Here is a 16,411-nt window from a genome sequence, read left to right as displayed (position 1 = left end):
GCGGACGTTGAAGGTGGAGCCCCCCATGCCCCTTGCCCGCCTGGGGGGCTTCTGGAGAGCGGGGCGGCGTTTCCCCATCTCTTCGGGCCCCGGGTGCCGCCGGGCCTTGCCCGGCGGCTTCTGGAAGCGCCCATCACCCGGGAAACGGCGGCGCTCCTGGACCACTTTCTGGAAGGAGGGTCTACTCCCTAAGGACCCCCGACGGCGGGCAGGAAAAGCTTTCTCCGCCCTCGGGAAGGACGTGAAGCCCTCTAGAGCGGGGCTCCGCTACGGAGCCGCCACGAGGGAGAGGGGGAACCTAAGTACCCCACCGCGGCTTTCGCCGCGGTGGGGGCCCCAAAAGGACCTTCCCAAGCCTTATTTCGGGCGACCCGTGTTGCGAAATCAACGTGCAGCCGCTTAGGCTAGAATGGAAGCCAGGCGGGGAAAGGAGGTTTTCCGTGGACCTTTTGGAGCGGCTCGGACTCGGAGGGCGGCGGGTCCTCATCCTCCACCACGACGACCTGGGCCTAAGCCACGCGCAAAACGGCGCCTACCAGGCCCTGGGCCTCCCCACGGGGAGCGTGATGGTCCCGGGGGCCTGGGCGAGCGGGGTCAAGGGGGAGGACTTAGGGGTGCACCTGGTGCTCACCAGCGAGTGGCCCGCCCCCAGGATGCGCCCCCTCACCGAGGGGGAAAGCCTCAGGGACGAGGCGGGCTACTTCCCGGAAAGCCTCGAGGCCCTCTGGCGCAAGGCCCGCGCCGAGGAGGTGGAGCGGGAGCTTTGCGCCCAGATCGAGGCGGCGAGGAGGCTCTTCTCCCCCACCCACCTGGACACCCACCAGGGAGCGGTCCTAAGGCCCGACCTCGCCGAGGTCTACCTGCGCCTGGCCCAGGCCTACCGGCTCGTGCCCCTCGTCCCCGAAAGCCTCGAGGGCCTCGGCGTCCCCCCTCTGTTCCTCTCCGAGCTGGAGCGCCTCCTCTACACGGCCCCTTTCCCCCGGGTGCGCTTCCTTGACCCCTACGGCCTCCCCCCGGAGGAGCGGCTCGGCTTCTACCTGGGCCTCGCCCACCTCCCCCCGGGCCTCTACTACCTGGTCCACCACAGCGCCCTGCCCACCCCCGAGGGCCGGGCCCTCCCCGACTGGCCGACGCGGGAAGCGGACTACTTCGCCCTCTCCCACCCCGAGGTGCGCCGGGTCCTCGCCGAGTTCCACCCCCTCACCTGGCGCGCGGTGCGGGAGGTCCTTTTTTAAGGAGGCGGGGACGATGAGGAAGTGGCGCTACGCCTCGGGACAGCTCGGCCTGACCCTCGTCTCCGAGAGCTTCGGCACCTACCTCGCCTTCTTCTACCTGGAGAGGCTCGGCCTCTCCGCCGCCCTCTACGCCCTGGCCCGGACGGCCTACGCCCTCTGGGACGCGGTGAACGACCCCCTCTTCGGCCACCTCTCGGACCGCACCAAGACCCCGTGGGGCCGGAGGCGGCCCTGGCTCCTCCTCGGCGTCCCCCTCTTCCTCCTCGCCTACCTCCTGGTCTTCTGGGTGCCCGACTGGGCCCGCTCCCCGGCCGTCCTCCCCTACTACTTCGCCCTGGCCATCCTCCTCTACGAGACCATGGCCACCGTGGTCTGGACCAACCACGGGGCCCTCTTTCCGGAGATGTTCCGGGGCCTCAAGGAGCGGGCCGAGGCCGCCGCCTTGAAGCGGGGGGCGGAGCTTCTGGGCCTCATCCTCGGCATCGCCCTCGCCCCCATGGTCTACGCCCGGGTGGGGTTTTTCGGCATGGCCCTCCTCTTCGCCGGGCTTGCCCTTTTGGCCTTCCTCTACTTCTTCCCCGGGATCCGGGAGGACCCCCGGGCGGGAAGCGGCCTGGAGCTTTGGGCCTCCTTCCGGCTTGTCCTGGCCAACCGGGCCTTCTGGGTGGTGGCCCTCGTGGGCCTCCTCTTTGAGTTCGGGCGCATGGTGCTCCAAACGGCCATCCCCTTCTACGCCAAGCACGCCCTGGGACTGGAGGAAGGGGCCACCACCTTTCTCTTCGCCGCCGTCTTCCTGGCAGCCCTCCCCTCCGCCCTCCTCTGGGGGCGCCTGGCGGGGGTCTGGGGAGGCAAGCGGGCCTGGCGGCTGGCTCACCTCCTCATGGGCCTCGCGACCCTCCTCCTCTTCCTGCCCCAAAGCCTCCCCGCGGCCCTCCTCGCCGGGGCCCTGGTGGGCGCGGGGTTCGCCGGGGTGCGGGTCACGGGAGAGGTGGTGATGGCCAAGGTCATCGACCTGGACGCCGAGCGGACGGAAACCCGGAGGGAAGGGGCCTACTACAGCCTGGTGGGGCTTTTGGGCCGGGCCGCGGGCGCCCTGGTGGGGCTTTCCTTCGCCCTCCTCACGCCCCTCTTCGGCTACGTGAGCGGGGAGAACCCGGGGCCGAACCCCGAGGCGGCCTTCCGCTTCCTAGGGGCGGTGGTCCCCGGAACGGCCATCCTCCTCGCCTACGCCCTCACCGCCCTCTTCCCCCACGAGGTCAAGGAGTGAGGATGCGGCTGGACCCCAACCACCCCAGGCCCACCCTCCAGCGCCCCGGCTGGCGGAGCCTCGAGGGCCACTGGGACTTCGCCCTAAGCGAGGCCGAGGCGCCCGGTGGGGTGCGGTTTAACCGGAAAATCCTCGTCCCCTTTCCCCCCGAGGCCCCGGGAAGCGGGGTCGGGGAGGCCTGGGTGGGGGTGGCCTGGTACCGGAAGGTCCTGCGGGCAAGGCCCCGGCCGGGACGGCGGCTTTTCCTCCGCTTCGGGGCCGTGGACTACCGGGCGGAGGTCTTCGTGAACGGGGTGCGGGTCCTGGAGCACGAGGGAGGGCACACCCCCTTCGGCCTGGACCTCACTCCCTTCCTGGGGAGGCCCATGGAGGTCTTGGTGCGGGCCGAGGACGACCCCCTGGACCCGGAGGCGCCCCGAGGCAAGCAGGCCCTGGGGGAGCCCGGGGGCATCTTCTACCCCCGCACCACCGGGATCTGGCAACCGGTCTGGCTGGAGTGGGTGCCGGAAAGCCACATCGCCTCCCTGCGCCTCACCCCGGACCTCAAGGCCCTGGGCTTTCACCTCGAGGTCCAGGCCCGGGGCGAGGGGGAGGCGGTGGAGGTGGCCCTCTTCCCCGGGGTGAGAGGGGAGACCCCCCCGGGGGAGGAGCCCTGGCTGGAGGCCCGCTTCCCCCTCCTCGAGGGGAGGGCCTCCGGGTTCCTCGGCCTCCCCGCGAGGGGGAACCCGGAAGGCCTCCTTTGGCGGCCGGAAACCCCCGTCCTCTTCCCCTTACGCCTCCGCCTCCGCTCCGGGAAGCGGGTCCTGGACGAGGTCTACAGCTACGGGGGGCTCAGGGAGGTGGCCGCCCGGAAAGGGGTCTTCTTCCTCAACGGGGAGCCCTACTTTCCCAGGCTGGTCCTGGACCAGGGGCTCTGGCCCGAAGGCCACCTCGCGCCCCCGGGCCTCGCCGCCCTCCGGCGGGACGCGGCGCTCGCCAAGGCCCTGGGCTTCAACGGGGTGCGCAAGCACCAGAAGGTGGAGGACCCCCGCTACCTCCACCTGGCGGACCGGCTCGGCCTCCTCGTCTTCGCGGAGATGCCGAGCTTCTTCCGCTTCTCCCCCAAGGCGGCCCGGCGCTACCTCGCCGAGCTCGCCGAGGCCCTGGAGCGGGACCGGAACCACCCTAGCCTGGTGGCCTGGATCCTCTTCAACGAGGGCTGGGGCCTCACCCCCTGGCGGGCCGAGACCCTGGCCTTCCTCCAGGGGGCCTTCCTCCTGGCCCGCGCCCTGGACCCCACGCGCCTCCTCGTGGACAACGACGGCTTTGAGCACGGACCCCTTTGGGACCTCCTCACCGTGCACGACTACGCTCCTCCGGAGGTCCTGGCCCGTAGGTACGGGGAAGGCCTCCCCGAGGCCCCCATGGGCCGCCCCCTCGCCCTGGCGGGCCTTCCTCCAGGGGTGCGCCCCTTCCTCTCGGAGTTCGGAGGGCTCAGGCTCAAGGGGCCCGGCCCGGGCTGGGGGTACCGGGAGGCGGAGGACGAGGAGGCCTTCTTGCGGGAGGTGCTCCGCTACCTGGAAACCGCGTGCGGGAGCCGCCTGAGCGGGTTCTGCTACACCCAGCTCTACGACACCTTCCAGGAGGAGAACGGCCTCCTGGACTTTTGGCGGAGGCCCAAGGTGCCCCCAGAAAGGGTCCGGACCTTCCTGGAGGGTTGCGAGGCAAGGCGGCTTCTCGCGGAGTAGGAGGTGGGAGGGTGGCTGTTCCCGGAAAAGGCCTGGGGAAGAAACTCTGGAGCGCGGCGGAGATGGCGGCCCTCCTGGGCCCCGGCATCCTCCTCCTCGCCGTCCGCTACGCCCGGGAGCGGGACCGCTGGATGCCCCGGGACCCCCTTCCCCCTTGGAAGGGGGTGGGGAGGGTGCAGGGCCTCGGTCACGCGATAGCGTACCTCGAGGCCATCCCCGGCGGGGTGAGGATGCGCTTTGCCGAGGCCGAGCTGGAGGCGGTCTTCCTGGGGGAGGACCTCCTCCGCCTCACCTGGTCCCCCGGGGAGGCCTTGCCGCCCTACGCCCTGGCCGAGGAGGCCTCCCCCCTGGAGCCCGAGCGCCTCCGGGGGCCGGACGGGGCCCTCCTCCTCCGCACGCGCCGCCTCACCCTCGCCCTCGGGGAGGAGGGCCTGGAGGTCCGGGACGAGGAGGGCAGGCTCCTGCGGCAGGAGGCCTACCCGGAGCGGGCGGGAAGGGCGTGGCGGCACCGGGTCCGGCTCGCGCCCGGGGAGCGGGTGCTGGGCCTGGGGGAGCGGGCCCACCCCCTGGACCGCCGGGGCGGGGCCTTCCGGCTTTGGAACCGGGACCCGGGGGGAAGCTACGGCCCCGGGGAGGACCCCCTTTACCTCTCCGTCCCCGTCTGGCTCTCCCTCCTGCCCCAAGGAGGGTACCTGGCCTTCTACGAGAACCCCGCCGAGGGCTTCGCCGACCTCAGGGGGGAGGAGGCCTGGATGGGGTTTTTGGGGGGGACCTTCCGCTACTACCTCATCCCCGGCCCCCTGGAGGCGGCCCTGTGCCGCTACGTACGCCTCACGGGCCTTCCCCCGATGCCCCCCCGCTGGGCCCTGGGCTTCCACTACGCCCGCTGGGGGCTCAGGACCCGGGGGGAGGTGGAGGAGGCGGTGGCGGGCTTCCTGGAACGGGGCCTCCCCTTGCGGGCGGTGCACCTGGACATCGACTACATGCGGGGCTACCGCGTCTTCACCGTGGACGAGGACCGCTACCCCGACCTCGAGGGCCTGGTGCAGGCCTTCCGGGAGAAGGGGGTGCGCACCGTCCTCATCCTGGACCCCGGGGTAAAGGCGGAGAAGGGGTTCCCCCCTTACGAGGAGGGCCTAAGGGAAGGGCTCTTCTGCCGCCTCCCCTCCGGGGAGGTGGTCCGGGGCCCGGTGTGGCCGGGGCTCGCCGCCTTCCCCGACTTCACCGACCCCAAGGCCCGGGCCTGGTGGGGGGAGAAGCTCGCGGGGTTCTTGCGGATGGGGGTCGCGGGCCTCTGGCTGGACATGAACGAGCCCGCCCTCTTCGCCGCCTGGGGGGAGCCCACCCTGCCCGCAAGCGCCCGCCACGCCCTCGAGGGCCAAGGGGGGGACCACCGCCTCGCCCACAACCTCTACGGCCTCCTCATGGCCCGGGCGAGCTGGGAGGGGTTCCGGAAGCACGCCCCGGAACGCCGCCCCTTCCTCCTCACCCGGTCGGGCCACGCGGGGGTGCAGCGCTACGCCTGGGCCTGGACGGGGGACGTGGAGAGCACCTGGGAGGGCTTGAGGACCACCTTGCGGGCCCTCCTAGGGCTTTCCCTCTCCGGGGTCTACTTCGTGGGCTCGGACATCGGGGGCTTCAGCGGCAACCCCTCCCCCGAGCTCTACCTGCGCTGGTTCCAGATGGCGGCCCTCACCCCCTTCTTCCGCCTCCACGCCGCCCGCTGGACCAAGCGCCGGGAGCCCTGGCGCTTCGGGGAGGAGGTCCTGGAGGGGGTGCGGCGGGCCATGGCCCTGCGGGAAAGCCTCCTCCCCTACCTCTACACCCTGGCCCACCGGGCAAGCCGGGAGGGGAGGCCCCTCCTTAGGCCCCTCTTCTTGGAGGGAGGGCCCTACACGGAGGAGGCCTTCCTCCTGGGGGAGGCCCTCCTGGTGGCCCCCGTCCTGGAGGAGGGGGCGCGGGCCAAGGAGGTGCCCCTCCCTCCGGGCGGCTGGTACCCCTGGGGGGAGGACCAGGCCCTCCAGGGCCCCACCTGGGCGCGGCTTCCCGCCCCCCTGGACCGGATCCCCCTCCTGGTGCGGGCCGGGACCGTCCTCCCTCTCCTGGAGGAGGGCGGCCTGGCCCTCCACCTCTACGCGGGGGCGGAGGGGGCGGAGGGCCGCCTCTACTGGGACGAGGGGGAGGGGGAAGGCCCTTATAGGCTGGACCGCTTCCGCCTCTTCCCGGCCGAGGGGGGCTTCCGCCTCCTTTGGCGGGGGGAGGGGGAGCTCCCCTGGCCGTGGGAAAGGGTGCGGCTTAGGCTTTTCGGCAAGCGGCTTCTCCGGGCCCACGTGGAGGGGGAGGCCCACGCCGCCGAGGGGGACGGGGTCCTCCTTCCCCCTTTCCGCGAGGCCCTTTTGGAGGTGGAGGGATGAGGGTGGAGAAGGCGTGGTTTCTGGCGGATGGGGCAGAGGCCCCGGAGAGGCTTCCCGAGGGGGGCTTCCGGGAGGTGACCCTGCCCCACCAGTGGAGCCTGGAGGGGATCGAGGCGGAGGTGGGCTGGTACCGCCTCGCCCTGCCCGAGGCAGGGCCCAGGCGCTTCCTCCGCTCCTTCGGGGACTACTACCAGGAGGCCTGGCTGGACGGGACCTACCTGGGCCGGCACGAGGGCTACTTCTTCCCCTGGGTCCTGGAGCTTCCCAAAGGGAAGGAGCTCCTCCTAAGGGTCTCCGCCCCCAAGGAGCCCCCTGGGGTCTGGCCCCGGTTCAAGCGGCAGATCAAGGGGGTCTTCGGCCAGCACGACTGCCGCCCCGGGGGGACCACGGCGAGGGGCCAGGAGCGGGGAACCGGGGGGCTATGGGGCGGGGTGGAGGTCTGGGCCCGGGAGGAGGTGGCCCTCCTCGGCCTCACCCACCGCCTCTTCCCCCGGCCCGGGGGGTGGCGGCTTTGGGTGCGCCTTCTGGTGGACGCCCAAAGGCCCTTCCGCGAGCGGGCGCGCCTCGCCCTGAGCCCGGTCAACTTCCCCGGGGAGGTCCTGGAGCGGGAGGCCCCCCTGGAGGGGGAGGCGGGGCGGGGTTGGCGGGAGGCGGTCTGGGACCTGCCGGAGATGCCCCTTTGGGAGGTGTGGGAGCGGGGCTTTCCCCACCTCTTCCGCCTCGAGGCGGAGCTTATGGGGGCGCGGCTTGCCGTCCCCTTGGGCTTCCGCACCGTGGCGGTGGACGGGGAGGGCTGGCTTCTTCTCAACGGGAAGCGGCTTTTCCTGCGGGGCACCAACGCCATCCCCACCCAGTGGCTTGCGGGCTACTCCGAGGAGATGGCGCAAAAGGACGTGGCCCTCATCAAGGAAGCGGGCCTCAACGCCGTGCGGGTCCACGCCCACGTGACCCACCCCGCCTTCTACGCGGCCTGCGACCGGGAAGGGGTCCTGGTCTGGCAGGACTTCCCCCTGCAGTGGGGCTACGCCCCGGACGAGGCCTTCGCCCAGGAGGCCCTGCGCCAGGCCCGAGCCATGGTGGAGGTCCTGGGGGCCCACCCCAGCGTCTACCTCTGGTGCGCCCAGAACGAGCCCACCCACAACCGCCACGCCCTGGGCCCCCTCCTCGCGGGAGCGCTAAGGGCGGCGGACCCCACCCGGCCCGTGAAGGAGGCCTCGGACTTCCGGGAGCACCCCTACCCCGGCTGGTACTGGGGGCATTACCGGGACTTCCTCGCCCTCCCCGGGGCCCCCCTCCCCTCGGAGTTCGGGGCCCAGGCCCTGCCCCGGGCGGAGCTCCTGAGGCGGGTCCTGGGGGAGGCCGCCTGGCCCCCCAGGTGGGAGGTCTGGGCCTACCACAACTTCCAGCCCCACGAGACCTTCCGGGTGGCGGGGGTGGAGGTGGGGGAGAGCCTGGAGGAGTTCGTGGAGCGCTCCCAGGCCTACCAGGCGAGGCTTATAGAGTTCGCCGTCCACGCCTACCGGAGGGCCAAGGGGAAGGTGGTGGGCTACTTCCAGTTCATGTTCGTGGAGCCCTGGGAGGGGATCACCTGGGCGGTGGTGGACGTGGAACGGGTGCCCAAGAAGGGCTACTTCGCCCTCAAGGAGGCCAGCAGCCCCGTCCTCCTCTCCCTGGTGCCCTACCGGGAAAGGGTGGAGGTGGGCGGGCCCCCGTTGCAGGAGGCCTGGCTCATCAGCGACCTGGACCGGCCCTTAAGCCTAAGGGTCCGCCTCCGCCTCGAGGGCCCCACCACCCTCCTCCTCCACGAGGAGGAGGTGGCCCTGGAAGCGGGGGAGGTGCGGCGGTTTTTCCGCCTGGGGGAGCTTTGGGAAAGCCCCCTCGAGGTCCAGGCCCGCTTCCTGCCCTTGCAGGAGGCCTTGGCCCGCATCCCCCCCGGGGCCTACCGCCTGGTGGGGGAGGCCTGGGAGGGGGAAAAGCTCTGGTCCCGCCACGTCCTCAGCGTGGAGTACCTGGAGCCCATCCTCCCCCTGGAGGTGGCCTGGTGAGGCCGCCCTACCTGGCCTACGCCCTGGGGGGCCTGGGCCTCACCCTCCCCGCCCAGACCTTCGGCACCTACCTGGCCTTCTACTACCTGGACCGCCTGGGGATGCCCGCGGGCGCCTTCGCCCTGGCCCGGCTCATCTTCTCCGTGTGGGACGCGGTGAACGATCCCCTTTTCGGCTACCTCTCGGACCGCACCCGGACTCCCCTAGGCCGGAGGCGGCCCTGGCTCCTCCTCAGTCTGCCCTTTTTGCCCCTCGCCTTCTACCTGGCCTTCAGCGTGCCGGAGGCCTTCCGGGAGGGCGCGAGGCTCTTCTGGTACTGCCTGGGGGCGATGCTCCTCTTCGAGACCTTCTCCGCCCTGGCCTGGGTCAACCACGCCGCCCTCTTCCCCGAGCTCTTCCAAAGCCGGGAGGAGCGGGCCCGGGCCAACGCCTGGCGCCAAGGGTTTTACTTCCTGGGCCTCACGGCCAGCATCGCCCTGACCCCCCTGGTGTACGCCGCCTTGGGCTTCCCCGGCATGGCCCTCCTCTACGGAGCCGTGGGGGGCGGGCTCGTCCTCCTCTTCCTCCTTTCGGTGCGGGAGGACCCCAGGGCCCGGGAGGCCGAGCCCCTTCCCTTCGTCCCCGCCTTCCGGTACACCCTGGGAAACCGCGCCTTTTGGATCTACGCTCTGGCGGCGCTTTTTCTCCTCTTCGCCGTGGGCCTCTTCGGGGCGGCCATGCCCTTCTACGCCAAGTACGCCCTGGGCCTTGAGGAGGAGGCCACCGCCCTGCTCTTCGCCTCGGTCCTCCTCGCCGCCCTGCCCTCCGTCTCCCTCTGGGCCCGCCTCGCCGGCGCCTTGGAGCCCAAGAGGGCCTGGCTTTGGGCCATCGGCCTCCTCGCCCTCGGGGCCCTCCTCCTCCTCTGCCCCCGGGGCCTCCTCGAGGCCCTGCCCGTGGGGGTCCTGATCGGGGTGGGCTTCGGGGGCGTACTCGTCCTCGGGGACGTCCTCCTGGCGGAGGTCATTGACCGGGACGCCGCGGCCACGGGGAGGCGGCGGGAGGGGGTGTACTACAGCGTCTACGGCTTCGTCAACCGGCTCTCGGGGCTGAGCTCTCATCACTTTCCTCCCCCCAGTTCCTGAAGCAACCTGACCAGCTCCTCCACCACTGCTTCCCTCCAAGGCGGGGGCCCCTGGGCCAGGGCGATCCGGCCCAGACGGAAGAGGCTTTGCCGCTCGGGATGGGCCAGAAGCCGGGGAAGCCATTCCCTGCCCTGCAAGCGCGCCCCCAGAAGGACCAAGAGCGCCATCCCCAAGGCCAGAAGCCATAACCACCCCCTGAGGCTCGCCCCCGTCCGCAGCCGATGGCGGTCCAGCCCAAACCCCTGCCCCTTCAGGTCCCTAAACCCCTCTTCAATCCACATCCGCCACCCATAGGGCGGCTCCCCCCCAAAAGGGCCCGAATAGGCCAGATACCAGGGATCCCGACCCCCTGGGTACACCAGGAGGGTGACTTCTACCCCCTCCCCACCGTGTCCGAAAAGGCGGACCTCCTCCCGCAGGGGGTGGACCACACGCTGGTAGCCCTCCTTCAGGGGAAGGCGCTTCCCCCCTTGGGGTTCCACCTCCCGGTTCTGCCGCAGGCGGATGAGGAAGCCCATGCCCCACCCCTGGAGCTTTCGCATCAGGGAGACCCGGTCAAAGCCGCGGTCCAGGAGGAAGAGGGGGGTATATCCCAGGTCCTGGACGGCGCGGCCCAGGCGGTGGAGGAACTCCTCCTCCACCCGGTTTTGACTGGGGAAAGGGGAGAGGGGGTGAAGAGCGAAGGCCACCACCAGGGCCCTTCCCTTGAGGGGAAGGGCGGCCACCAGGGCTTGGTGCCTACCGTCCTCTGTGAAGGTCCAGTCCACGATGAGGGGGAGGGGGCGGTCTTTGGGGAAACGAGGGACGAGGAGGGGGAGGAGGGCTTCGGTGAGGGCCCAGGGGTCTTGCAGGGTGGGGTGATGGAGGAAGCGCCAGAGGCGATTGAGGCGGCTTTGGGCCAGGGTGGGGAGGGGGGTTCTGCGGGCGAGGTCGGAGAGGGTGGGGTCCAGGGGGGTAGTGAGGAGGGTGGACAGGAAGAGGGCGAGGTTGGAGCGGATGGTTTTCCTGAGGGAGGCGAAGACCTTATGGACCCAGAGGGTGATAACTTGGGAAAGGGGGGTGGTGGGCGGCACACCTTACTTACCCCCCTCTTCTCTTCCCTTGTCAAGCCCCAGCCCTCAAAGTGATGAGAGCTCAGGCTCTCGGGGCCCCTGCAGGCCCTCGCCTTCGCCCTCCTCACGCCCCTCTTCGGCTACGTGAGCGGGGAGAACCCGGGGCCGAACCCCGAGGCGGCCTTCCGCTTCCTCATGGCCGTACCCCCCTTCGCGGCAAGCCTCCTGGCCCTGGCCCTGGCCGCGCGGTTTCCCTACGGGACGAGGGGGTGAGGCGCGGGGGCCTGCCGGGCCCCGGAGGCCATGGTCCCCCTCCCCGTCCACCGGCGCCGGGTGGGTTGCGGCAAGAAGGGGTGCCGGGAGCGCCCCCACGGGCCCTACCCCCACCTCCCCGCAACCCCGGCTCGGGCCTCCCCGGTCGCCAAATCAAGGGGCGGCCCCTTAGCCCCCGAGCTCCCGGAGGAAGGCCTCCACCTCGGGGGAGGGCCTCTCCCCGAGCTCCTCCCAAAGCCTCCGCCGGTAGCGCTCCAGGTAGGCGAGGGCCCGGGCCCGCTGCCCCCGGGCGAGGCAGCCCTCCACCAGGGGAAGGAGGGCCTCCTCGTCCAGGGGGTCAAGCTCCAGGAGGCGCTCCAGGTACCTGGGCTCCCCCTTCTGGAGGAAAAGGGCCCGCACCCGGTGGAAGACCTCCTCCCGCTTCCGGTCCAGGAGGGGGTGGTCCAGGCCCGGGAAGAGGGGCTCCCGGTAGAGGGCGAAGGCGGCCTCCGCGTCCTCCCGCCATAGGGCCTCCTCCAGGGCGTGGAGGTCGCAGGCCAGGTGCCTAAGCCCCTCCTCCCCCAGGTAGGTGGGGAGGCCCCAGGGTTCCAGGGCCTTCCTGAGGCGGTTCAGCCAGACGTAGAGGTTGTTCAAGGCGGCCTCCTCGGAGAGGTCCGGCCAGAGAGCAAAGGCCACCTCCTCCCGGGGCAGGCCCAGGAGGAGGAGGGCGAAGACCTCCCGCCCCTTGCCCTTGAGCTCCACCCCGCCCAAGGGGTTCCTCACCCGGAAGCTCCCCAGGACCTCCACCCGGAGGGGAGGGATCTCGGCAAGCCGCAGGGCCACGGCCTCCTTCCAGCCGCTCCTCAAGACCTCCTCCAGGGGGTAGGCCCGGGCGAGCTCCGGGCGCTTCCGGGGCAGGAGCCCAAGGGGGACGAGGCCGGGGAGGACCCGCTCCCTGGCGTCCGTGAGGGAGAGGAGGGCCTCGAGGTCTTCCTCCTCCCGCAGGAGGCGGTAGCGGGCGGCGTGCCAGTAAAGCCTCTCCTCCCGCTCCTCGGGGCGCGGGGGGAGGAGGGCGGGGTCTTCTCGGAGAAGGGCCCGGGCGAGGGCGGGGAGGAAGCCCCGAAGGCCTTCCAAAAGCCCGGGGTCCCGGCGGAGGCTGGCGAGGAGGGCCCTTCCCCGCTCCACCAGGTAGGGGTTTTCCAAGAGCTCCGCCTGGGCCACGAGGCGGGCGAGGGCCTCGGCGTCCTCCTCCAGGTGGGCGAGGAGCATCCGGGCCTCGAGGGCGGCCAAGGGGTGGCCCTCGGCCTCCTGGGCCCGCCTCAGGTGTTCCCGGGCCTTCTCCCGCTCCCCCAGGAGGAGGTAAAGCCGCCCTAGGTCGCGGAGGTGCCCCGCCAGGTTGGCGGGCCCAAGGGGCCCAAGGCGTCCCACGGCCTCCTCCAGGGCGGCGATCCGGCCGAGGAGGCTTCCTTCCCGCTCAAAGCGCAGGAAGGCCAGGTTGGTGAGGGGGGCGAGGCGGTAGGGGCTCCCCGGGGGAAGCCGCCTCAGGGCCTCCTCCAAAAGGGCCTCCGCCTCCTCGGGCCTGCCCTCCTCGTAGGGGACGCGGGCGGCGTCGTTGAGGAAGCGCCCGGCGAGCTCTCCTTCCACCCGATCCAAGAGGGCGAGGCCCCGCTCCAGATGGGCCCGGGCCTCGGGAAGGGCCTTCCCCAGGAGGGGCTCGGCCTCGTAGTAGGCGAGGTGCCCGAGGGCCTGAAGGGCCAAGGCGGGGTCCTCCTCCCGGGCCAGGGGCTCCAGGAGGGCGAACCCCTCCCGCCTCCCCACCTGCAAAAGGGCCTCCCCAGGCGGAGCCGGGTGCGGGGCCCGCCCCGCCGCAGGAGGCCTTCCCAGGCCAAGAGCTTTTCCGCGGGGATGGGGAGGGGGATGGGGCTTTCCAGGAGGCGGAGGAGCTCCGCCTCGAGGCCCGCCCCGAAGAGGGCCTCGGCCCAAAGCTCCGGGGGAAGCCTCCCCTCGGCCTTCCGCACCGCCTCCTGGACCTCCGCCCTCAGGGTCCTCTGGGCCATCTCCCGGAGGAGGGGGTGGAGGCGGTAGCCCGGGGGGACCCGCTGGAGGAGCCCTTTTTGGAAGAGGCCCTCCGTGACGGGAAGGGCCTTTTCCGCGGGCAGGAGGGGAAGGGCGGCGAGGAGGAGGCCTTCCTGGAACTCCTCCTCCGAAAGGCTTTCCCGCAGGCCCTGGAGGAGGGCCATGGGCTCCGGGGGCCTTCCGGTGAAGGCGGAGAGGAAGAGGGGGAGGGCCCAGCCCCCCGTGGCCCGGTGGGCCTCCCGCCACCCCTCCCGCCCCCCGAAGAGGGCCTCCGCCTCCTCCTCGGTGAAGGCGAGGTCCGGGGCCTTCAGGTGGACGAGCCTTCCCTCGGCGAGGAGCTTGGGGAGCTCGGGGTAGGGGAGGAGCTTTCGGCTCGCCAGGACGAGGAGGCAGGGGAGGGTGCGGAGGAGGGGGGAGAGGGCCTCCTCCCCGGTGAGGTCCTCGAGGACCACCAGGGAGGGCACCTCCCCCAAGGCGGCCACCACCGCCCCCCAGGGGGCCTCCCGGGGAAGGCCCAGGGCCTCGGCCAGGAGGGCCCTGGGCTCCCCCAAAAGGGCGCTCGCCCAGAAGGTGCGCAGGCCAAGCCTGGAGGCGAGCTGCCCCGCCAGGACGCTCTTGCCGAAGCCCGCGGGGGCCTCGAGGTGGACGGCGAAGCCCGGCTCCTCGGGGAGGAGGTCCAAAAGCCGCTTCCGCTCCAAGTAGACCGGGCTTTGCCAGGCCAGGGCCATGGACGTAAACATTCTAGCCCCAAGCCCCGGCCTCCGCGACTCCCCCAAGGCCCCGGACCCGCCCTCCCCCACCCCGTTTAAGCGCCGTGTAATAAGAAATCCTCCTGATCCTGTTCCCCAGCGCTCCCAGGCCACCCGTAGAAGAGGACACGGCCAGCGCGACGTTCTCGTGATAAGGGAAAAGCCTACGGGGAGTTCTTATGATGCGGTGGCTTCTCGCCCTGGGGCTCCTCTTCCTGGCCCCGGCCCTCGCCCAGGGGGGGGTGCGCACCTCCATCACCGTGGGGGAGATGGAGGCCCTCCTGAAGGCCTGGGGCTTCCGCCACGAGCGGGAGGACGGAAAAGAGGGGCCCTACTTCGTGGTCTACTTCGGCGACCTGAAGGCCACCCTGCTGCTCCTCCGCTGCGAGGGCGACCGGTGCCTGGCCCTCCTCCTTGGGGGGAGCTTCACCGGCTTCGCCCCGGAGAAGCGGCCGGACCACGCCAGGATCAACGAGTGGAACCGCGAGAAGCTCTTCTCCCGGGCCTACCTGGACGAGGACGGGGACCCGGTGGTGGAGGCCGACCTGGACCTGGAGGGGGGCGTCACCGACGGGGCCATCCGGGAGTTTCTGGAAACCTTCAGGGAGACCTTGGAGGCGTTCGCCGACTGGATCGGCTTCTAGGAGGTACGGATGCGGGAGCTTGCCTTTCCCCCTGAGGCGCGCTGGCGCCTCTGGTGGGCCCTGGTCCTGGGGATCGTCTTCCTGGGTCTGGGGCTTGTGGCCAGGGAGCCCCTCTTCGCCCTCCTCGGCCTCCTCTTCCTTGGGCCTTTCCTGGTCCACTACCGCCGCACGGGCTACGCCCTCACCCTGGAGCCCGAGGGCGTGCGCCACCAGGGGCGCCTCTTCCCCCGGGAGCGCCTCCAGGAGGCGCGGCTGGAGCCCTTGCGCAACCGCCTCTGGCTGGACTTCGGCGGGGAGGGCCTTCCCCTTCCCCTGGGCCTTCCCGGCTGGGACGAGGCCCTGGCCCACCTGGGGGTGGCCTGGCGGGAGGTGCCGGGCCTGGAGGCCTATCTCCTCGGGCAGCGGGGGCCTGTCTGGTTCTGGGGCGGCCTCCACCCGCCCCGGGAGGCCCAGGGGGTGCACGCCTGGGCCCTTGGGGTCTACCGGGGGCACTTTCGGCGGATCTACGGGGCCCTGGGGCTCGCCCTTCTGGGGTTCCTCCTCATGCTCCCCCAGGCCACGGAGACCCTGGGCCTGGTCCTGTTCGCCTTGGGGGGTTTTCTCTTCCTCTGGTGGCTGGACGCCTTTCCTCACGACATCGCCTCCTACTACCGCAGGCCCAAAGGCCGCTACAACCCCCTAGACCCCTGAGCTCTCATCACTTTGAGGGCTGGCTGAGCTCTCATCACTTTCCTCCCCCCAGTTCCTGAAGCAACCTGACCAGCTCCTCCACCACTGCTTCCCTCCAAGGCGGGGGCCCCTGGGCCAGGGCGATCCGGCCCAGACGGAAGAGGCTTTGCCGCTCGGGATGGGCCAGAAGCCGGGGAAGCCATTCCCTGCCCTGCAAGCGCGCCCCCAGAAGGACCAAGAGCGCCATCCCCAAGGCCAGAAGCCATAACCACCCCCTGAGGCTCGCCCCCGTCCGCAGCCGATGGCGGTCCAGCCCAAACCCCTGCCCCTTCAGGTCCCTAAACCCCTCTTCAATCCACATCCGCCACCCATAGGGCGGCTCCCCCCCAAAAGGGCCCGAATAGGCCAGATACCAGGGATCCCGACCCCCTGGGTACACCAGGAGGGTGACTTCTACCCCCTCCCCACCGTGTCCGAAAAGGCGGACCTCCTCCCGCAGGGGGTGGACCACACGCCGGTAGCCCTCCTTCAGGGGAAGGCGCTTCCCCCCTTGGGGTTCCACCTCCCGGTTCTGCCGCAGGCGGATGAGGAAGCCCATGCCCCACCCCTGGAGCTTTCGCATCAGGGAGACCCGGTCAAAGCCGCGGTCCAGGAGGAAGAGGGGGGTATATCCCAGGTCCTGGACGGCGCGGCCCAGGCGGTGGAGGAACTCCTCCTCCACCCGGTTTTGACTGGGGAAAGGGGAGAGGGGGTGAAGAGCGAAGGCCACCACCAGGGCCCTTCCCTTGAGGGGAAGGGCGGCCACCAGGGCTTGGTGCCTACCGTCCTCTGTGAAGGTCCAGTCCACGATGAGGGGGAGGGGGCGGTCTTTGGGGAAACGAGGGACGAGGAGGGGGAGGAGGGCTTCGGTGAGGGCCCAGGGGTCTTGCAGGGTGGGGTGATGGAGGAAGCGCCAGAGGCGATTGAGGCGGCTTTGGGCCAGGGTGGGGAGGGGGGTTCTGCGGGCGAGGTCGGAGAGGGTGGGGTCCAGGGGGGTAGTGAGGAGGGTGGACAGGAAGAGGGCGAGGTTGGAGCGGATGGTTTTCCTGAGGGAGGCGAAGACCTTATGGACCCAGAGGGTGATAACTTGGGAAAGGGGGGTGGTGGGCGGCACACCTTAC

At 71.3% G+C, this 16,411-nt stretch carries 10 protein-coding genes and 2 pseudogenes; 9 read left to right on the top strand and 3 right to left on the bottom strand.

The window, feature by feature from the left end:
• Positions 1-440 precede the first annotated feature (440 nt).
• Genes TthTMY_RS04910 through TthTMY_RS04885 form a run of 6 tightly spaced genes read left to right on the top strand, consistent with a single transcriptional unit; the run spans position 441 to position 9,809 of the window.
• The gene (locus TthTMY_RS04910; protein ID WP_096410482.1) at positions 441-1,235 is read left to right on the top strand and encodes a carbohydrate deacetylase; all 795 of its coding nucleotides are present in this window, start codon (positions 441-443) and stop codon (positions 1,233-1,235) included.
• A 13-nt stretch (positions 1,236-1,248) separates the two neighbouring features.
• On the top strand, positions 1,249-2,502 hold the full coding sequence (locus tag TthTMY_RS04905) for an MFS transporter (protein ID WP_096410481.1): 1,254 nt from the start codon (positions 1,249-1,251) through the stop codon (positions 2,500-2,502).
• A 2-nt stretch (positions 2,503-2,504) separates the two neighbouring features.
• On the top strand, positions 2,505-4,229 hold the full coding sequence (locus tag TthTMY_RS04900) for a glycoside hydrolase family 2 protein (RefSeq protein ID WP_223903490.1): 1,725 nt from the start codon (positions 2,505-2,507) through the stop codon (positions 4,227-4,229).
• 11 nt (positions 4,230-4,240) lie between these two features.
• Positions 4,241-6,643 (top strand): glycoside hydrolase family 31 protein, encoded by a 2,403-nt coding sequence (locus TthTMY_RS04895; protein WP_223903489.1) that lies wholly within the window; start codon positions 4,241-4,243, stop codon positions 6,641-6,643.
• On the top strand, positions 6,640-8,688 hold the full coding sequence (locus TthTMY_RS11850; RefSeq protein WP_267874003.1) for a glycoside hydrolase family 2 TIM barrel-domain containing protein: 2,049 nt from the start codon (positions 6,640-6,642) through the stop codon (positions 8,686-8,688). Before TthTMY_RS04895 ends, TthTMY_RS11850 begins: the two co-directional genes overlap by 4 nt.
• Positions 8,685-9,809 carry an MFS transporter gene (locus TthTMY_RS04885; RefSeq protein ID WP_223903488.1) on the top strand — a complete coding sequence of 375 codons (1,125 nt, stop codon included), beginning with the start codon at positions 8,685-8,687 and terminating at the stop codon, positions 9,807-9,809. The genes TthTMY_RS11850 and TthTMY_RS04885 overlap by 4 nt, the downstream gene beginning before the upstream one ends.
• Here TthTMY_RS04885 and TthTMY_RS04880 read toward each other — a convergent pair.
• The gene (locus TthTMY_RS04880; RefSeq protein ID WP_096410490.1) at positions 9,785-10,882 is read right to left on the bottom strand and encodes an IS4 family transposase; all 1,098 of its coding nucleotides are present in this window, start codon (positions 10,880-10,882) and stop codon (positions 9,785-9,787) included. The two genes, TthTMY_RS04885 and TthTMY_RS04880, sit on opposite strands and share 25 nt — an antisense overlap.
• 63 nt (positions 10,883-10,945) lie before the next feature.
• On the opposite strand from TthTMY_RS04880, the pseudogene TthTMY_RS04875 reads away from it, so the two are divergent.
• Positions 10,946-11,134 (top strand): annotated as a pseudogene (locus TthTMY_RS04875) (MFS transporter); the annotation flags it as partial.
• 168 nt (positions 11,135-11,302) lie between these two features.
• Here the strand turns inward: TthTMY_RS04875 and TthTMY_RS04870 are convergent.
• A pseudogene (locus TthTMY_RS04870) lies at positions 11,303-13,917 on the bottom strand (BTAD domain-containing putative transcriptional regulator).
• A 203-nt stretch (positions 13,918-14,120) separates the two neighbouring features.
• On the opposite strand from TthTMY_RS04870, the gene TthTMY_RS04865 reads away from it, so the two are divergent.
• Positions 14,121-14,582 (top strand): YbjN domain-containing protein, encoded by a 462-nt coding sequence (locus TthTMY_RS04865; RefSeq protein WP_093008743.1) that lies wholly within the window; start codon positions 14,121-14,123, stop codon positions 14,580-14,582.
• A gap of 9 nt (positions 14,583-14,591) precedes the next feature.
• On the top strand, positions 14,592-15,272 hold the full coding sequence (locus tag TthTMY_RS04860) for a hypothetical protein (RefSeq protein WP_223903487.1): 681 nt from the start codon (positions 14,592-14,594) through the stop codon (positions 15,270-15,272).
• Positions 15,273-15,306: 34 nt separating this feature from the next.
• On the opposite strand, the gene TthTMY_RS04855 is transcribed toward TthTMY_RS04860, so the two are convergent.
• Positions 15,307-16,404, bottom strand: a complete 1,098-nt coding sequence (locus TthTMY_RS04855) for an IS4 family transposase (RefSeq protein WP_096410480.1) — start codon at positions 16,402-16,404, stop codon at positions 15,307-15,309.
• Between the last annotated feature and the right edge of the window lie 7 nt (positions 16,405-16,411).

Source organism: Thermus thermophilus, assembly GCF_019974155.1.
GTDB classification, from domain to species: domain Bacteria; phylum Deinococcota; class Deinococci; order Deinococcales; family Thermaceae; genus Thermus; species Thermus thermophilus_C.
This window is presented reverse-complemented; position numbering and strand designations above follow the sequence as displayed.